This is a genomic window from Porticoccus sp., from assembly GCF_041592135.1.
GTDB lineage: Bacteria > Pseudomonadota > Gammaproteobacteria > Pseudomonadales > Porticoccaceae > Porticoccus.
In genome coordinates this window covers 39,344-56,248 of record NZ_JBFHQR010000002.1, presented here as the reverse complement: position 1 = coordinate 56,248, position 16,905 = coordinate 39,344, and the positions used below count along the sequence as shown (strand labels likewise).

General features: G+C 61.9%; 16 protein-coding genes. 7 read left to right on the top strand and 9 right to left on the bottom strand.

Features of this window, described 5'->3' with window-relative positions:
- Positions 1 to 258 (bottom strand): ACT domain-containing protein (locus ABY948_RS00530; RefSeq protein WP_461480540.1); only part of this gene is annotated, 258 nt, incomplete at its 3' end.
- A 117-nt stretch (positions 259 to 375) separates the two neighbouring features.
- On the opposite strand from ABY948_RS00530, the gene ABY948_RS00525 reads away from it, so the two are divergent.
- The 5 genes from ABY948_RS00525 (at position 376) to ABY948_RS00505 (ending at position 5,762) form a co-directional block, all read left to right on the top strand.
- Positions 376 to 1,578, top strand: a complete 1,203-nt coding sequence (locus tag ABY948_RS00525; protein ID WP_461480539.1) for a hypothetical protein — start codon at positions 376 to 378, stop codon at positions 1,576 to 1,578.
- A gap of 128 nt (positions 1,579 to 1,706) precedes the next feature.
- On the top strand, positions 1,707 to 2,132 hold the full coding sequence (locus tag ABY948_RS00520; RefSeq protein ID WP_461480538.1) for a MerR family transcriptional regulator: 426 nt from the start codon (positions 1,707 to 1,709) through the stop codon (positions 2,130 to 2,132).
- Between the two features lie 15 nt (positions 2,133 to 2,147).
- Positions 2,148 to 3,317 carry an isovaleryl-CoA dehydrogenase gene (locus ABY948_RS00515; protein ID WP_461480537.1) on the top strand — a complete coding sequence of 390 codons (1,170 nt, stop codon included), beginning with the start codon at positions 2,148 to 2,150 and terminating at the stop codon, positions 3,315 to 3,317.
- 24 nt (positions 3,318 to 3,341) lie between these two features.
- A complete protein-coding gene (locus ABY948_RS00510) occupies positions 3,342 to 4,949 on the top strand; it encodes a carboxyl transferase domain-containing protein (protein WP_461480536.1) in 1,608 nt (535 codons plus the stop codon).
- A gap of 24 nt (positions 4,950 to 4,973) precedes the next feature.
- Complete coding sequence (locus ABY948_RS00505; RefSeq protein WP_461480535.1) at positions 4,974 to 5,762, top strand: enoyl-CoA hydratase/isomerase family protein; 789 nt, start codon at positions 4,974 to 4,976, stop codon at positions 5,760 to 5,762.
- On the opposite strand, the gene ABY948_RS00500 is transcribed toward ABY948_RS00505, so the two are convergent.
- A complete protein-coding gene (locus tag ABY948_RS00500) occupies positions 5,759 to 6,604 on the bottom strand; it encodes a LysR family transcriptional regulator (RefSeq protein WP_461480534.1) in 846 nt (281 codons plus the stop codon). The genes ABY948_RS00505 and ABY948_RS00500 overlap by 4 nt on opposite strands.
- Before the next feature lie 180 nt (positions 6,605 to 6,784).
- Between ABY948_RS00500 and ABY948_RS00495 the strand changes: the two genes are divergently transcribed.
- Positions 6,785 to 7,735, top strand: a complete 951-nt coding sequence (locus tag ABY948_RS00495) for an HPP family protein (RefSeq protein ID WP_461480533.1) — start codon at positions 6,785 to 6,787, stop codon at positions 7,733 to 7,735.
- A 1-nt stretch (position 7,736) separates the two neighbouring features.
- Here the strand turns inward: ABY948_RS00495 and ABY948_RS00490 are convergent, their stop codons facing one another.
- The gene (locus tag ABY948_RS00490) at positions 7,737 to 8,075 is read right to left on the bottom strand and encodes a winged helix-turn-helix transcriptional regulator (protein WP_461480532.1); all 339 of its coding nucleotides are present in this window, start codon (positions 8,073 to 8,075) and stop codon (positions 7,737 to 7,739) included.
- Between the two features lie 104 nt (positions 8,076 to 8,179).
- Here ABY948_RS00490 and ABY948_RS00485 point away from each other — a divergent pair, with 104 nt between their 5' ends.
- Positions 8,180 to 8,416: a thioredoxin family protein gene (locus ABY948_RS00485; protein WP_461480531.1), complete on the top strand. Its 237-nt coding sequence runs from the start codon at positions 8,180 to 8,182 to the stop codon at positions 8,414 to 8,416.
- Positions 8,417 to 8,563: 147 nt separating this feature from the next.
- Here ABY948_RS00485 and ABY948_RS00480 read toward each other — a convergent pair whose 3' ends face one another.
- From ABY948_RS00480 to ABY948_RS00455, 6 genes are all read right to left on the bottom strand, one after another.
- The gene (locus tag ABY948_RS00480; protein ID WP_461480530.1) at positions 8,564 to 9,109 is read right to left on the bottom strand and encodes a hypothetical protein; all 546 of its coding nucleotides are present in this window, start codon (positions 9,107 to 9,109) and stop codon (positions 8,564 to 8,566) included.
- A 57-nt stretch (positions 9,110 to 9,166) separates the two neighbouring features.
- Positions 9,167 to 9,733, bottom strand: a complete 567-nt coding sequence (locus ABY948_RS00475) for an NADPH-dependent FMN reductase (RefSeq protein WP_461480529.1) — start codon at positions 9,731 to 9,733, stop codon at positions 9,167 to 9,169.
- A 27-nt stretch (positions 9,734 to 9,760) separates the two neighbouring features.
- On the bottom strand, positions 9,761 to 10,615 hold the full coding sequence (locus ABY948_RS00470; RefSeq protein ID WP_461480528.1) for a DMT family transporter: 855 nt from the start codon (positions 10,613 to 10,615) through the stop codon (positions 9,761 to 9,763).
- Between the two features lie 77 nt (positions 10,616 to 10,692).
- Positions 10,693 to 12,507, bottom strand: a complete 1,815-nt coding sequence (gene atzF, locus ABY948_RS00465) for an allophanate hydrolase (protein ID WP_461480527.1) — start codon at positions 12,505 to 12,507, stop codon at positions 10,693 to 10,695.
- A gap of 11 nt (positions 12,508 to 12,518) precedes the next feature.
- A complete protein-coding gene (uca, locus tag ABY948_RS00460) occupies positions 12,519 to 16,178 on the bottom strand; it encodes an urea carboxylase (protein ID WP_461480526.1) in 3,660 nt (1,219 codons plus the stop codon).
- An 85-nt stretch (positions 16,179 to 16,263) separates the two neighbouring features.
- Positions 16,264 to 16,905, bottom strand: coding sequence for an urea amidolyase associated protein UAAP2 (locus ABY948_RS00455; RefSeq protein ID WP_461480525.1), 642 nt, complete (start codon positions 16,903 to 16,905; stop codon positions 16,264 to 16,266).

The window sequence follows — 16,905 nt, the reverse complement described above, 5'->3', positions numbered from 1 at the left end:
GTAACTTTTCTCGGAAATGGGTTGGAAGCGCACCTTCATATCCATGGCGTGCAGGCTGAACAGAATTTCCTTTTGCACCTGCTCCGGGGACTGGCCGTCGGGAATCTTCACCAGAATACCCAAGTTGAGACTGTCGTGAATCACCGCCTGGCCAATATCGAGGATATCGGCGCCGTGCTCGTCAAGCACTCGCGACACCGCACTGGTTATACCGGGCTTGTCTTCACCGGCAACATTGATCAGCAGAATTTCTCTCACAGCGGCATCCAAAGTCGGTGGCATCGGCCACGGGTATATCGGGGCGGGTATTATAGGAGAGCGGCGAATAAGATAGAATGCGCCGATCTTTACCAATTCACAGGGAAATGTCATCGAATGGGCAACCTCGCCAGGTCCTACGTCAAATTACTGCCCGTTATCGCCCTGTTTTTTTCCCTGCTCAGCGGATCGGTCATTGGCCTGTCACTGCACAGCCAGCTGGGTAAACTGGCTGACCAACAGGGGCATCAGCTCAGCCAGACCCTGGCCCAACAACTGGCCAAGGCGGTTCGCGACCCCCTGATTCACCGCGACAACCTGAGCCTGCAGGTGGAACTGGACGAATTACTGTCCATCGCCGGGGTACAGCGCGCCGCCATCTACGATGTCAACCAGCGGCTTATCGCCCAGACACAGCGGGAACAAACCGGCACAGATGGCGCATATGAACAGCGCAGTCAGGTGAGCATCGAGAGTGCCTCGGTCGGCTACGCCACCGTTTCCCTGCAACCGGCCTACATGACCGACAGTTTTTCCCGACCACTGCTGACTTTCGCCACCATTTGGGCTGTTTTCACGGCTCTGCTGATCCTCCTGGCCTACCGCCTGGGCGCCTCGCTGTCCGGCCGAATCGGCCAACTGATCCGGCAATTGCCAGGGGAAGAGGACAATGGCCTGGACGAGCTATCCACCCTGCGACAGCGCATGGAACCGTTACTCGCCATCCCGGACAGCCCGCCTCCCGCCCTTCGCCAACAACCGGTGGCCCTGCTCGGCATTGCCTGCCGCAACCTGCCCCGCCTGGAAACGCTGCTTAATCGTGAACATTTCGAATCGCTGATGGGCCGTTTCGATCAGTTGATCGAGCGCACCCTCAAGCTTTACGGCGGCGAGCGCCTGCACGGCGATCACTACAATGTCTATCTGGAATTTCGCGGCGCTGACGACGCGGATGACCAGACCATGAACGCCGCCTACTGTGCTGCGGCACTGCTGCGGCTGTCTGCCAAACTGCTGAACAATGGCGGGGTCACCGTGGATCTCGCGGCGGCGGTGTCACCGACCATTCGCCAGTGCACCGGTTCTACCCTGCTCAACGAACTGGAACAGGGACAACACCTGAACAGCCTGCGCGAATTACTGGAAAAGGCTACCGACGGGGAAATCCTGCTCAACCAGGCGGCCTGCCAGCACCCCTCTCTGGCGGAATTCGAGCTGGCACCACTAGCGGAGGACAGCCCCCTGTGCCGCATCAATCATTTTGGTGAAGACGGTGAAAACCTGTTATCGCGCCAACTCGCCCTGCTAAGCCACCACTGACTCTTTTTTAAGCACCGTTCGAACCACACAAAAACAGTTTTAATGACCCGCAAACTTTACGTTTACGTAAATGTAATCTATTTTTAAATCAAACAGCGGGTTGGGTGACGACCAGGGGCAGACAGACCATGACAGAGACCACTGAACTCGGCATTGGCGACCTCGCGCGGGAGTTTGACATCACCACCCGCACCATTCGCCACTACGAAGATATCGGCTTGCTCAAGCCGCAGCGACGCGGCCAGACCCGCATCTACAGCCCGTCGGACCGCACCCGACTGAGGCTGATCCTGCGCGGCAAACGGCTCGGTTTCAGCCTGGAGGAGAGCCGCGCAATTGTCGACCTGTACGATCCGGCCCACGGCAATGTGGAACAACTGCAGGCCCTGACCGGACACATTCAGCAACAGCGTGAAAAAGTTACCCGCCAGCTCCGGGACATCAACAAGATGATCAAGTCCCTGGATGAGGCCGAAACCGCTTGCCGCAAGGCTTTGAAAAAAGCGCGCAAAAACGCCCCTAAAGCTGGGGGCAAAAAATCGGGCAAAACATAATGGCGGACACAGCCCATGGTTAGCGATTACCCCTCCCTCGATTTCCACCTCGGTGAAGACATCGACCTGCTGCGCCGTAGCGTACAACGGTTTGCCGGCCACGAGCTGGCGCCCCGCGCAGACCAGATCGATCGCGATAATGAATTCCCCCGCGACCTGTGGCCAAAGCTGGGGGAACTCGGCCTGCTCGGTATCACCGTACCGGAGGCCTACGGCGGCAGCGGTATGGGCTTCCTGGCCCAGGTGGTGGCCATGGAGGAACTGTCCCGGGCCTCGGCCGCAGTGGGACTGTCCTACGGCGCCCACGCCAATCTCTGCGTCAACCAGATTTACCGGCACGGCAGCGAACAACAGCGGCAGCGCTACCTGCCCAAACTGTGCAGCGGCGAACACGTGGGAGCCCTCGCCATGTCGGAACCCAACGCCGGTTCCGATGTACTGGCCATGGGCCTGAAGGCGCAAAAGCAAGGCGATCACTTCCTGCTCAACGGCAACAAGATGTGGATCACCAATGGCCCCGATGCCGATACCTACGTGATCTACGCCAAAACCGGCAGCAAAGCGGATAAGGGCGGCCTTACTGCCTTTATTGTCGAGCGCGAGCTAACCGGTTTCTCCCGCCACCAGAAGCTGGACAAACTGGGGATGCGCGGCTCCAACACCTGTGAGCTGGTATTCCAGGACTGTCCGGTACCGGCGGACAACGTGATCGGCGGCGTAGGCAGTGGCGTGGCGGTGCTGATGTCCGGCCTCGATACCGAGCGCGCGGTACTGGCCGGCGGCCCGGTGGGCATCATGCAGGCCTGCCTGGATGTGGTGTTGCCCTATGTGCACCAGCGCCGCCAGTTCGATCGGGCCATCGGCGAATTCCAACTGGTGCAAGGCAAGCTGGCGGACATGTACGCCGGCCTCAACGCCAGCCGCGCCTACCTGTACGCGGTGGCCGCCGCCTGTGACCGAGGGCGGGAATCGAGAAAGGACGCCGCCGCGGTGATCCTGTTCAGCGCCGAACTGGCCACCCGCATGGCACTGGACGCCATCCAGTTGCTGGGGGGCAACGGCTACATCAACGATTTTCCCACCGGTCGCCTGCTGCGGGACGCCAAGCTCTACGAGATCGGCGCCGGCACCAGCGAGATCCGCCGCATGCTGATCGGCCGGGAACTGTTCCGGGAGACCGCCTGAGCGACCCAACTGGAGGCGTTTGTCATGGCCATCCTCAGCAGCAAACTCGACACCAACAGTCCCGAGTTCCAACAGAACCGGCAACACATGCAGGGGCTGGTGGAGCGGCTCGAGCACACCCTGAAACAGGTGCGCCAGGGCGGCGGCGAAACGGCCCGCCAGCGGCACCGGGAACGGGGCAAACTGCTGCCCCGGGAGCGCATCGAGCAGCTACTCGATGCCGACAGTCCCTTCTTGGAACTGTCCCCGCTGGCCGCCTGGCAGCTGTACGAGGACGCGGTACCGGCGGCGGGCCTGATCAGCGGCATCGGCAAGGTGTCCGGACATGATTGCCTGATCATCGCCAACGACGCCACCGTCAAGGGCGGCACCTACTACCCGCTGACCGTCAAGAAACACCTGCGCGCCCAGCAGATCGCCGCCGACAATCACCTGCCCTGTATCTACCTGGTGGATTCCGGCGGTGCCTACCTGCCCAGCCAGGACGAGGTGTTTCCTGACCGCGAACACTTCGGCCGCATCTTCTACAACCAGGCCAACCTGTCGGCCCAGAACATTCCCCAGATCGCCGTGGTGATGGGCTCCTGCACCGCCGGCGGCGCCTATGTGCCGGCCATGTCGGACGAGGCCATCATCGTCCGGGCACAGGGCACCATCTTTATCGGCGGCCCGCCGCTGGTGAAAGCCGCCACCGGGGAAACCATCAGCGCCGAGGAACTGGGCGGTGCGGAGCTGCACTGCCGCACCTCCGGGGTGGCCGATCACTTGGCCGAGAATGACCAACATGCCCTGCAGCTGGCGCGGCGCTGCGTGGCGCGGCTGAACCGGGCCAAACCCGCGCAGTTTGATATGGCTCCGCCAGTGGAACCGCAGTTTGACCCGCAAGAGCTCTATGGCGTGATTCCCGCCGAGCGCCGCCTCTCCTACAACGTCCGCGAGGTGATCGCCCGGCTGGTGGACGGTTCCGAATTCGACGAATTCAAGGCGCTCTATGGCCCTACCCTGGTGTGCGGTTTTGCCCGCTGGCAGGGCTACCCGCTGGGCATCGTCGCTAACAACGGCATCCTCTTCAGCGAGTCCGCCCAGAAGGGCGCGCACTTCATTGAGCTCTGTGCCCAGCGCGGCATCCCGCTGCTATTCCTGCAGAACATCACCGGCTTCATGGTTGGCCAGCGCTACGAGGCCGGCGGTATCGCCAAGCACGGCGCCAAGCTGGTAATGGCGGTGGCCTGCGCCCGGGTGCCGAAATTTACGGTATTGATCGGCGGTTCATACGGCGCCGGCAACTACGGCATGTGCGGCCGCGCCTACGACCCGCGCTTCCTGTTTATGTGGCCCAACGCGCGAATTTCCGTGATGGGCGGAGAGCAGGCCGCCGGGGTGCTGGCCCAGGTCAAGCGGGAACAGCTGCAGCGGGAGGGCAAACCCTGGAGCGATGGGGAAGAAAAGGCCTTCAAATGTCCCATCGTCGAGCGCTACGAAGCCCAGGGCAATCCCTACTACGCCTCCGCCCGACTCTGGGACGACGGCGTCATCGACCCAGCACAGACCCGCGAGGTCATCGGCCACTGCCTGGCCATCGCCGCCAACCGCCCCAGCGAGGAAACCCGCTTCGGGGTATTCCGCATGTAAGTAGTTTCCTGAAAGGTAACCACCATGAGCACAGCAACCGTCACTACCGAGATCGACAACCGCGGTGTCGCTACGGTCACCCTGAACCGGCAGGAAAAACACAATGCCTTTGACGATCAGGTGATTGCCGAACTGGATAGCGCTTTTCAGCAGGTCGCCACAAACCCCTCCGCTCGCGTCATGGTATTGGCAGCCGCGGGCAAACACTTTTCCGCCGGTGCGGATCTGGCTTGGATGAAACGCATGTGCGGCTACTCCTACAATGACAACCTGGCGGATGCCGAGGCACTAGCCCATATGTTGCGCACCCTCAATGAATTGCCCAAACCTACCATCGCCAGGGTACAGGGCAGCGCCTGGGGCGGTGCAGTGGGGCTGATCTGCTGTTGCGATATGGCGGTGGCGGTAAGCCACGCCCGTTTTCAGTTCAGCGAAGCCAGGTTGGGACTAATCCCCGCCACCATCAGCCCCTATGTGATCGCCGCCATCGGCCCGCGCGCGGCGCGGCGCTACTTTCTCAGCGCCGAAGCGATGACCGCCGCCACGGCCAGGGCACTCGGTCTGGTCAGTGAAGTGGTGCAGAAAGCAAAACTGGATCAGCTGGTGAACAACTGGATCGATAACCTGCTGCAGAATGGCCCCGAGGCCATCGCGGCAGCGAAACGGTTGATTGCCGACGTAGCAGCAGAGCCCATCAGCGACCAACTGCTGTGGCGCACCAGCGAAACCATCGCCCGGCTGCGGGTCGCCGACGAGGGCCGCGAAGGGTTAAGTGCCTTTCTGGAAAAGCGCCCGCCCCATTGGAGCCGTTAAAGTTGCCACCCCATATCCTCGCTTACTTCGCGCCGCAGCGCCTCAAATGCGAGCTGTAGTTCAGATGTCACGTCGCCCGACCGGTACACAAGAAAAACCGGATAGGAAAACTCCGGTGCCCCCTTCACCCGTTGCAGGCGCCCCTGGTCGAGATAGGGCCGGACCACGCGGGTGCGAAAATACCCGCTACCGCCCTGTTGCAGCATGACCTGCAGGGCAAGTGGACCAAAATCAAACGCCATGGCGGACAATCTGGGTTTGGGCAATGCCGCGTCAAACTGGGCCACGAAATCAGGCCCCCAGTCGACAAACAGATCTGGCTTGCTGTTGTCCTGGACCTCCACCAGCACCAGTTTTTCTTCCAGCAATTGCTCGACCACAAATGCGGAATGGTAATTGGGAAGGTGCACAATAGCCGCATCCAACAGGCCGTGATCCAGCTGCGCGAACAGTTCGGTGCTGCTTTGCACCCGCACCTGTAGTGCCGCCTCCGGCAACCGTTGCCGCAACCTCAATACCCAGCGTGTCAGCAGTGGATTCCAGAGACTGGTTTCCGCCCCCAGACAAATTCTCCGCGCCATCTCCGGGGGCGCAATCATCGCCTGCCTGGCACGCTCCCAGGTTTGCACTAACGCCGTGGCATGATCGGCAAAGCGTTCACCATGGTGAGTCAAGCGAGCGCCGGAGCGGTTGCGGATGAACAACTCGCAATCCAGGAGCGATTCCAGGGACTGGATCCGGGTGGTCACCGTCGTCTGACTGATGTGCAAGCGCTGGGCCGCCTCACTGAAACTGCCGGCACTCATCACCCCCAGAAATGTCCTTGCCAGTTCAATATCCATAACCTCCTCCGCAAACAGCGCACTGCCACAGCACGGTTAAAATCAATAAATCAAATATATATCATCATTATTATTCGTTATACAGAACAAATCAGGCAATTTAGACTGCGCGCCCTTCAACCAGATTGACCACAGCTGGCGGCCTGGCCCGATGTAAGTTCAAGGCAAGCACTCACCACAATGACAGCAGACGTATCTCTTACTCGACGTGCAGAACAACTGCTGGGCATCACCCCGAGCAATACCTCCCACCTGGAAAAAATTCTCTCCGGGCTGGGCAGCTTTATCGCTATCCTCGGGATCTATTGGCTGACGGCTTATGTTGAAGCCGAACCGACCCGGCGGCTTCTGCTGACCTCCATTGGCGCGGCGACGGTACTGGTCTTCGCCGTCCCCCACGGCACCCTCTCCCAGCCCTGGCCGGTGGTGGCGGGCAATAGTGTTTCCGCGCTGGTTGGCATCTGCTGTTACCACTGGATTCCGGGAGAAATGCTGGCCAGCGCTGCCGCCGTCGGTCTCGCGGTGGTCGCCATGTACTACCTGCGCTGCCTGCACCCCCCCGGGGGTGCATCCGCCCTGCTGGCGGTGATCGGTGGCGATGCCATCCACGGGCTGGGCTATCAATTCCTGTTCATCCCGGTGTTATTGAATACCTGCACCCTGTTACTGGCAGGCACCCTGTTTAACAGCGTATTTCCCTGGCGTCGCTACCCCCACGGACTCCGGAGTCGCCCGACGGTCATTCACGATATCCATGTGGGCCGACACGCCGTTCTTTCCCAGGAGGATGTCGCAGCGGCGTTGCATCAACTGGATTCGTTTATGGATATCGCCATGGATGACATCAGCGAAGTCATTGAATTGGCCCTGCAGCATGCTGAGACTGTCAATACGGCACCCCACCGCATCCAGCCCGCCAGTTGCTACAGCAATGCCCAGCTCGGCAGTCACTGGAGTGTCCGGGAGGTGCTGCAGGCCAATGGGGAAAAGGTGATTTTCAGGGTGGTGGCAGGCGACGGCAAAGGACAGGTGGGGCAGATACCCACCCATCATTTTCACGGCTGGATGCGCTACGAGGTGGAGCAGAAAGACAGGCTGTGGATCAAGAAAAAGGCCATGAGCGTCAACTGAATTAGTTGCCGTCCAGCTCCCGCTGGACCCGGTTCACCACATCAATAATCTGCAGAAACTGCCTGCCGAATTCCGTGAAGCTGTACTCCACTCTGGGCGGAGACTCCGGGTATACGGTCTTGTCGATAATGCCGTAACGCGACAGCTTTGCCAGCCGCTCATTCAGCACCTTGGTGGTCAGCCCCGCTACCTGCCGCTGCATCTCACCCGGCCTGTTAATGCCATCCCGCAGCAGCTGCAAGACGGACAGGGACCATTTACAGCCAATGATCGACTCCACCATGCGCCCGACGCTTTTCTCGGCATCCGATTGAAAAATAATTTTTTCCTGCAAGTCCATCAAGTTGCACCATTTTGTAAGTACCTTTCCAGAAAGTACCTACTCCCCGCCTTTGTTTATCTGTGAATAATAGATTACTCCAATTGGCAAAGAGGAGTACAACCATGAAAACCAAAGCCATTTTTTATCACGCCGGGTGCCCGGTCTGCGTCGCAGCGGAACAGGGATTGGCAACGGCACTGGATCAGTCCCAATACGCCGTCGAAATCGTTCACCTCGGTGAACACAAGGAACGCATCAGGGAAGCTGAATCACTGGGCATACACTCTGTCCCCGCACTTCTGCTGGGCGATCAGGTCTTCCATATCAACTTCGGAGCGAAACTGGCGGATTTGCACTAAACCCTCTGCCACCAACGTGTCGGCTCGGATGGCTACCGGGCTGACACACACTCAGCAAAAAAAATGACTGTTTACACCCCTATCTTGCTGGACAACATCACTACCGCCCTGGGCAGACGAGTGACGGGCAGGGGTTACCAACCCCCTTCAGTAGCGACCGAGAGAAACCTCGCCTTCGGCGAGCAACCAGGTCGGCTCATCGCCCGTGCCCTTGTGAACCGCCATCACTTCTGCGACGTAGCGATGCCCCCTGCCGCCGGAACAGGGGGGCAGGTAGGCGCCGGGCTCACCGCGACCGCCCTGATGCGGTTGTTCGATGAATAGGCCACTGGGTAGCTCGAAGGATTCGCCGGCCACGGAAGGAATCTCGACGCTGCTGCGTGAATAACCGGTCCACAGGCCGATCATGCCATGACCACCGCGATTCATCAGAAACCAGCTGCGATCACTGAAGGCGACGATCACGGCGTTGCTACCCTCTGGGATGCCACTGACCAGCAACCTTGGTGTGGCACCGTTGCCGCCGAACTTCCGGCACTGCTGCCCCTCGGGAATGACAAAACCGCCCCATGAGGGATCGGCCAGACTGACCTGCAGCGGCAGCACCTGGTCGGCGCGCGAGTAGTCGTAGCTGTCACAGGCGCTCAGCGCGAGGATCATAACCAGCGTGGCGACAACAAGGGTTTTGTTCATGGGCGGTCCGCATCCTTGAAAAGCCGCCCATGCTAGCGCTGGTTGCTTAAGAAACCATTAACAGAGGCTGTTTTCCCCAGTGCCAGCAACACTGCCGACAAATCCCATAAAGTCTTCCAGGTGACGGATCAACCGCTTGCGGGTGTGGTCATCGCTGAGTTGCAACTGCTCGTCGAATTTGTCCTTCACTTCGGCAATCATCATCTCGTGGCAGGGATGGATGCGCGACAGGGTGGAGTCGAACACCAGCTTCAAATGAGCCTGCGCCCTGGCCCCGCCCACCAGACTCGGCGCCTGGGTGATGATGGTCACCGGTTTGTCCTTCAACGGCGAGTGGAACGCCGGGCGGGAGGCCCAGTCGATGGCATTTTTCAGCACCGCCGGGATGCTGTGGTTGTATTCCGGCGAGCACACCACAATGGCGTCGCAGTCATCCACCTGCTGCTGGAATTGCTGCACCGCTTCCGGCCGGTGGTCGCCGGAGCGGTCCTCATTGTAGAGGAGCAGCTGATCCAGATCCGGCAGCTCGCAACGGTGATCCCCCAGCAATTCCTCCGCCACCTTTAGCAGCGCCAGGGAATAACTGTGTTTCCGGAAACTGCCGGAAAGCAGCAATATTTTCATGGTCCTTTCCTTGTATCCGTGCAACGGTCAACGCCGCTCGAGAATCACCAGGGCGATGCCCCCCAGCACCGCCAGGGATGCCAGCAACAGCCGCACACCCAGTGGTTCACCGAGCAACAGCACACCGCCGGCGGCGGCGATCACCGGCACACTGAGCTGCACCGTGGCGGCGCTGGCGGCTTTCAGGTGAGGCAGGGCAGTGTACCAGATAGCATATCCCAACCCGGATGCCAGTGCTCCGGAGGCCAGGGCATAGCCCGCGCCGGCGGTATCAATACTGAAGCGGGAGATCATCAGGGCACTCAACAGCAGTGCAAACGGCACCGCACAGCGGAAATTACCGGCAGTTACCCGGGTGGCATCGCCGCCGCGACGACCGCGCAGGGAATAAAATCCCCAGGCCGCCCCCGCCAGTATCATCAGTGCAGCGCCCAAAGGAGGTGGGGCCGACACCCCCGGCAGCAACAATCCCACCAGTCCCGCAATGGCCAGACAGACTCCCAGCCATTGCAGCGGTCGCAACCGCTCCCCGACCCACAGGCCGTGGCCGATCATAGTCACCTGCACCGCGGCAAACAGCAGCAGCGCCCCGGTGGCCGCCGTCAGGCTCAGGTAGGCAAAGGAAAACGCCGCCGCATAGGCGAATAACCAGAGGCCGGACAGCCAGCTGCCCGGCCCCTCCCGATCACTGCGGCGCAGGGCAACGATCAGCCATAGCACCAAGGCGCCGGACAGCAATCGCAGGGAGGTAAAACTGGCGGCATCAATGGCCGTGCCTTTCAACGCCGCGCGGCACAGCAGGGAGTTGCCGGCAAACGCCACCATGGCCAGCGCTGTCAGCGACAGTGCTCTAAGGGATAAACCATGGACAGCCTTGGACATGCCTGGACTCCGACAAGGGGATGCCGTCAACCATAGCATCCCGCTGTCGGATCACCCAGCGATGGGGAAAGCGGTCCTCAACGACTGGCCAGGTAGGCGCGCCAGCCCCCCAGATGAGTGATATCGGTGGCGCCCTCGACGCCCCGCGGTTCGCAGATAAAACCAGTCACGTCGGAGCCATCTTCGACCATCACCTTGCCAATGCCCAGCGGCGCGGGAATCCCTGCCACGAAGCTGCCGAACTCGGCGACGGGCACCGACCAGATTTCCACCTCAATAGCGGCGCCGTCGCTTTCATCCACCACCAGGCCGGGACGGAACGGAGGGCCACCGGCCAGTGCGTACATGCGGTAGCAGGGTTTGGTGCGGGTGCGACTTTTCAATAGGGCGCCCCGCTCGGTGAGCTGCCAGTTGAGCGGCAGTCCTTCCAGGTGGGCGCCGCACACCAGCACATCAATACTGCGGTTATCCATCACCGGCTGCTGCACCTGCGGAAATCCCGCGGGCTCTGTATCGGCGCACTCAATACCGACAGGCAGCGCCAGCCCCTGCTGGATGCGGTTGGCGATGGACAGCAACGCCCGATCACTGAAGGCGTTGCCCACCAGGGTGATACCAAAGGGCAGACCGCTGGCCGTAAACGCCGTGGGCACCGCCACAGAGGTCATATCCAGCAGGTTCATAAAGTTGGTGTAGTAGCCGAGCTGGCTGTTGTGGAGAATCGGCTCCGCCAGCATTTCGTCCACGCTGAACAGTCGTCCAGCGGTGGGGGTCAGCAGGCAGTCCAGCTGTTCCAGCGTCGCCACACAGATCCGTTTCAGGGCCTCGAGCCGGTACTGGGCGCGGAACAGTTCGGTGGCTTTCGGCTCGCCCCCCGGCTCCACAATGGCCCGGACTACCGGGTGCAGCGCCGCAGGATTCTCCTCGATCAGCGGCTGGCAGGCGATGTAGCGTTCCGCCACCCAGGGGCCTTCGTAGAGCAATCGCGCCGCTTCATCAAAAGGACTGTAGTCCACTTCCACCAGTTCGAAACCCAATTCAGCGAGTTTTGCCAGGGTGGCGGCATAGGCGTCCCGATACTCACTGTCGCCAAAGAACTGCAGCTGATCTTCGGGCAGCACCCCCACTTTTAGCGGGCCGGACCGGTAACCGTAGTGGCGGCTGAGGTTGTCATAGCAATTGCGGCGACTGTAACCGTCCTCGGCATCGAAACCCTCGGCGCAAGCCAGCACCGCGTTGGCGTCGTCGCTGTTGAGGGCCATGATGCTGATGCAGTCGAGGCTGCGACAGGCGGGCACCATGCCCCGGGCAGACAGCAGCCCGCGGGTGGGTTTCACGCCCACCAGGTTGTTGAAGGCGGCGGGCACCCGGCCGGAACCGGCGGTATCGGTGCCCAGGCTGAAACTGGCCAGTCCCAGGGCCACGGATACGGCAGAACCGGAGCTGGAACCGCCGCTGATGTAATCGGGATCGAAGGCATTGCGGCACGGTCCCCAGGGGGAGCGGGTGCCGTTGAGGCCGGTGGCGAACTGGTCGAGATTGGTCTTGCCCACCGGGATGGCCCCGGCGTCCAGCAACTGCTGCACCACCGGCGCGGATACCGACGGGGTGTAGGCAAAAGCATCACAGCCGGCGGTGGTGGGTATCCCGGCCAGATCGATATTGTCCTTGATGGCAAAGGGAATGCCCCACAGCGGGCACTGTTGCGGATCCTTGTCTGCCAGCGCCGCCAGATAGGGTTGCTGCTCCGCCGCACTGAGCGGGTGAATCCAGATATTGCGCTCGGCGAATTCGGCTGCCCGGCTACGGATATCCGCCATCACGGCGGAGGGGGTCAGGGTGCCGTCCCGGTAGGCTTTGCCCAGGCTGGCTATTGTCATGTTGCTGCTCATTTCACCGCTCCTCAAACCATCTCTTCCAATACCACCAGTGGCTGACCGGGGCGCACCCGCTGGCCGGCGCTCAGCAGCAGGTGGCTGACCACCCCGTCCCGGGGCGCCTGAATGGGAATTTCCATCTTCATGGATTCCAGAATCACCAGCGCCTGACCGGCACGCACATGGTCGCCCACCGCCACTTCGGTCTGCCAGACGCTGCCGGACACCGGGCTGTCCACCACGGTGCTGTCGTCGGGCCAGCTCACTTCATCCTCCTGCTGTTGCTGCGCCTCGGCCTCGAAATTGAACTGGCCGCTGGCGTGCCACTGGGCCAGCTCCTCCAGGAAGGCGGCGTGACGTTTGGAACGGAACTGTTCGATATCGGCACTATTGTCTGTGAGGAACTGTTCGTACTCCGCCAGGCTGAAGCTGGTCTCCTCGATCTTCAGGGGGTAGTTGCCGCGGGGAAATTCCCGGCGGATCTCCTGCAACTCCTCCTGGCTGACTTCGTAGAAGCGGATCTGGTCGAAGAAGCGCAGCAGCCAGGGTTTGGCAAACTCCGCGGTCTGCCGGTAGCGGTTCCACATTTGCAATGTGCGGCCGACAAACTGGTAACCGCCGGGCCCCTCCATGCCGTAAACGCACAGGTAGGAGCCGCCGATACCCACGGAATTTTCCGCGGTCCAGGTGCGCGCCGGGTTGTACTTGGTGGTCACCAGCCGGTGGCGCGGGTCCACCGGGGTGGCCACCGGCGCCCCCAGGTACACGTCCCCCAGCCCCATCACCAGGTAACTGGCCTCGAAGAGTATTTTTTTCACCTCGTCAATGCTGTTCAGGCCGTTGATGCGGCGGATGAACTCCAGGTTGCTGGGACACCAGGGGGCATTCTTGCGCACCGACTGGCTGTATTTCTCGATCGCCAAACGACAGGCCTCGTCGTCCCAGGACAGCGGGATATGGACGATGCGCGACGGCACCGCCAGCTGTTCCAGCTGGTTTGCCAGGGCTTCCTCGGCGGTGCGCAGGTGGGCCAGCAGGCGGCGGTGATCCAGTTGCTGACTGTCGAAATGAATCTGCAATGAGCGGATGCCCGGGGTCAGTTCGCGGATACCCGGCAGCGAATTTTTCTGCAACCACTGCATCAGGGCGTGGGCGCGAAAACGCAGGCGAATATCCAGCACCTGCTCGCCGTATTCCACCAGCAGGAAGTGATCCCCGGCGGCGCGGTAGACAATTTCATCGCCGAACTCATGGGCTTTCAGTCGCGCCAGCACCGGCGTATCCGGGGCCACCGGCTGCCAGGGCTGTTGCTGGGGTGAAAGGCTGTCTATCTGTCGCTCAAGGCTGTCTATCTGTCGCTCAAGGCTGTCTATCTGGCGCTGCTGCGCCGCCTCCAGCGCCACCGCCTGTTCGATGTCCACCGGCACAAAGCGCACCCTGTCCCCCGCATGGAGCTGGCCCAGTTTCCACAGGTCGGCGCTGATCACCGTGGCCGGGCAGACAAAGCCCCCCAGGGAGGGGCCGTCCGGGCCGAGGATCACCGGCATGTCACCGGTGAAATCCACGCTGCCGAAGGCGTAGGCGTTGTCGTGGATGTTGGACGGGTGCAGTCCCGCCTCGCCGCCATCCTGCCGCGCCCAGGCCGGTTTCGGGCCAATCAGCCGCACCCCGGTGCGGCTGGAGTTGTAGTGCACTTCCCAGTCGTGGCCGAAGAAGGTCTCGATGTCGCCATCGGTGAAGAAGTCCGGCGCACCCTGGGGGCCGTAGATCACCCGCAGTTGCCAGTCGCGGCCAATTTGCGGCAACAGTGCCGGATCGAGCTGCACCGGTGCAACCGGGGAAACAGTTTTGTCCAGATGGAGCACATCGCCGCTGCACAGGGCGCGGCCGTTGTGACCGCCAAATTGCCCCAGGGTAAAGGTGGCTCTCGATCCCAGATAGCTCGGACACTGGATGCCGCCGCGCACCGCCAGGTAGGCGCGGGCACCGCCATCGCGGATGCGCCCCAGGCTGAGCTGCTGGCCGGCTTTCACGTCCACTACCTGCCACAGGGGTAGCTCCCGCTGCTCGCCGGATTCAGCATCCACCAGCTTCGTGTCGATGGCGGCGCCGCCGATCACCACCTGGGTGTCGCAGGAGAAAGCCAGGGTCGGCCCCTGCAGGGTGATCTCCAGGGCCGCCGCCTCCGCCGGGTTGCCGAGCAGACGATTGGCCAATCGGAAAGAGTAGCTGTCGAACGGGCCCGAGGGCGGCACGCCCACATCCCAGTGGCCGCTGCGACCGGGGTAATCCTGCACGGTGGTCTGGGTACCGCCCTGCAACACATCGATGCGGGCGGGTTGAAAATTGACGCTGTTCAGGTAGCGGGTGGTGACCTCGCCTCTGGCCAGCACCGGATCGCGACTCAGGGTGCGAAGGTAGTCCAGGTTGGTTTCGCTGCCGTACAGGACGGTGTTGTCCAGCGTCCATTGCAGCCTGGCCAGCGCCCCATCCCTATCGGCAGCATGAACGATAATCTTGGCCAGCATCGGATCGAAGAACGGCGGCACCTCGGTGCCCGCCTCGATCCAGTGGTCGATGCGAATGCCCTCCCCCTCCGGAAAGGCCACCTGGGTCAGGGGGCCCGGGCAGGGCTGGAAGCCCCGGTAGGGATCCTCCGCATAGACCCGCACCTGGATGGCGTGGCCTGAGGTATGCCGCTGCTGACGGCGGGTGTCCAGGGACAGCTTCTCCCCCGCCGCCAGCTGCAGCATCCACTCTACCAGGTCGAGCCCGTACACCTCTTCGGTGACGCCGTGCTCCACCTGCAACCGGGTATTCACTTCCAGGAAGTAGAAGTGATCAGTATCGGCGTCGTAGATAAATTCCACGGTGCCGGCATTGCGATAGCTGACGCTGGCCAGCAGCGACTCGGCGGTTGAATGCAATTGTTCCCGCACGCCGTCAGACAGGTTGGGGGCCGGGCACTCCTCCACCACTTTCTGGTTGCGGCGCTGGCTGGAGCAGTCCCGCTCCCCCAGGGCCAGCGCCCCGCCGCAGCCGTCGCCGAACACCTGCACTTCGATGTGGCGGGCGCGGGCAATGAATTTCTCCAGGAATACACCGTCGTCGGCAAAGTTATTGGCCCCCAGCCGTTTCACCGAATCGAAGGCGCCGCACAGCTCCTGCTCGCTGTGGCAGAGCTGCATGCCGATACCGCCGCCACCGGCGGTGCTCTTCAGCATCACCGGGTAGCCGATCTGCGCCGCCACGGTTTTGGCCTCATCCAGATCCCGCAACAGCTCGGAACCGGGCAGCAGCGGCACACCGGATTCCTGGGCCAGCTCCCGGGCCCGGTGTTTGAGGCCGAACGCCTCCATCTGCGCAGCGGTGGGGCCGACAAACACGATGCCCGCCGCCTCGCAGCGGGCCACAAAACCGGTGTTTTCGCTGAGAAAACCGTAGCCGGGGTGAATGGCCTCGGCGCCGGACTCGGCGGCAATGGCCAGCAGCCGCTCCATGTTCAGGTAGGTATCGGCGGCGCCGCCCTCGCCGAGGCGGTAGGCTTCGTCCGCCAGGCGCACGTGCAGGCTGTCGGCGTCGCAGTCGGCGTACACCGCCACCGAGCCGATACCGAGCCGCTTCAGGGTGCGGATGATGCGGGTGGCAATGGCGCCGCGGTTGGCGATCAGGACTTTGTTGAACATCTTGCTAACCTCGACCGGGTCGTCCCGGTTCTCATGGCAACTTCGGTGGCCGTCCACCGAAGGGGGAATATTGTCATCGGTTGCCCTAGTGATCCCAGACCAGAATTTCCACCGGGGTGGGGTTGTAGCCGTTGCAGGGGTTGTTGAGCTGCGGGCAGTTAGAAATCAGCACCAGTACATCCATCAGCGCGGTCAGTTCCACGTATTTGCCCGGTGCGGAAATACCGTCCTCGAAGGTCAGCCCGCCGGAGGCAGTCACCGGCACATTCATGAAGAAGTTGATGTTGTGGCTGATGTCCCGCTTGCCGATGCCGAATTCCGGGTGCTCGGCGACGGCCAGCATCCAGCTGTCGCGGCAGGCGTGCATGCAGCGCTTTTCCAGGTCGTAGCGGACGCTGTTGCTCTCGGTGGCGCAGGCGCCGCCGATGGTATCGTGGCGGCCGCAGGTATCGGCGACGATCTCCAGCATCGGTCGGTTCTCGTTGGAGCGCAGCACCGAGCCGCTGGTCAGGTAGAGGTTGCCCTGCTCGCGGATGGTATCCATGGCGCTGTAGTGCTCCGCCGGGTCGGCGGCGCTGTAGAACAGGGTGTCCGCCGCCTGGTTGCCCTCGAGATCGAGAATCCGCAGAGTCTGGCCGGCCTTGACCGCGCCCAGGTAGTAATCACCGGCATCGATCACCTGGCGCAGGCAGGCGTTTTCCGGTTGGCGTGAACTGTTGGTCAGCAT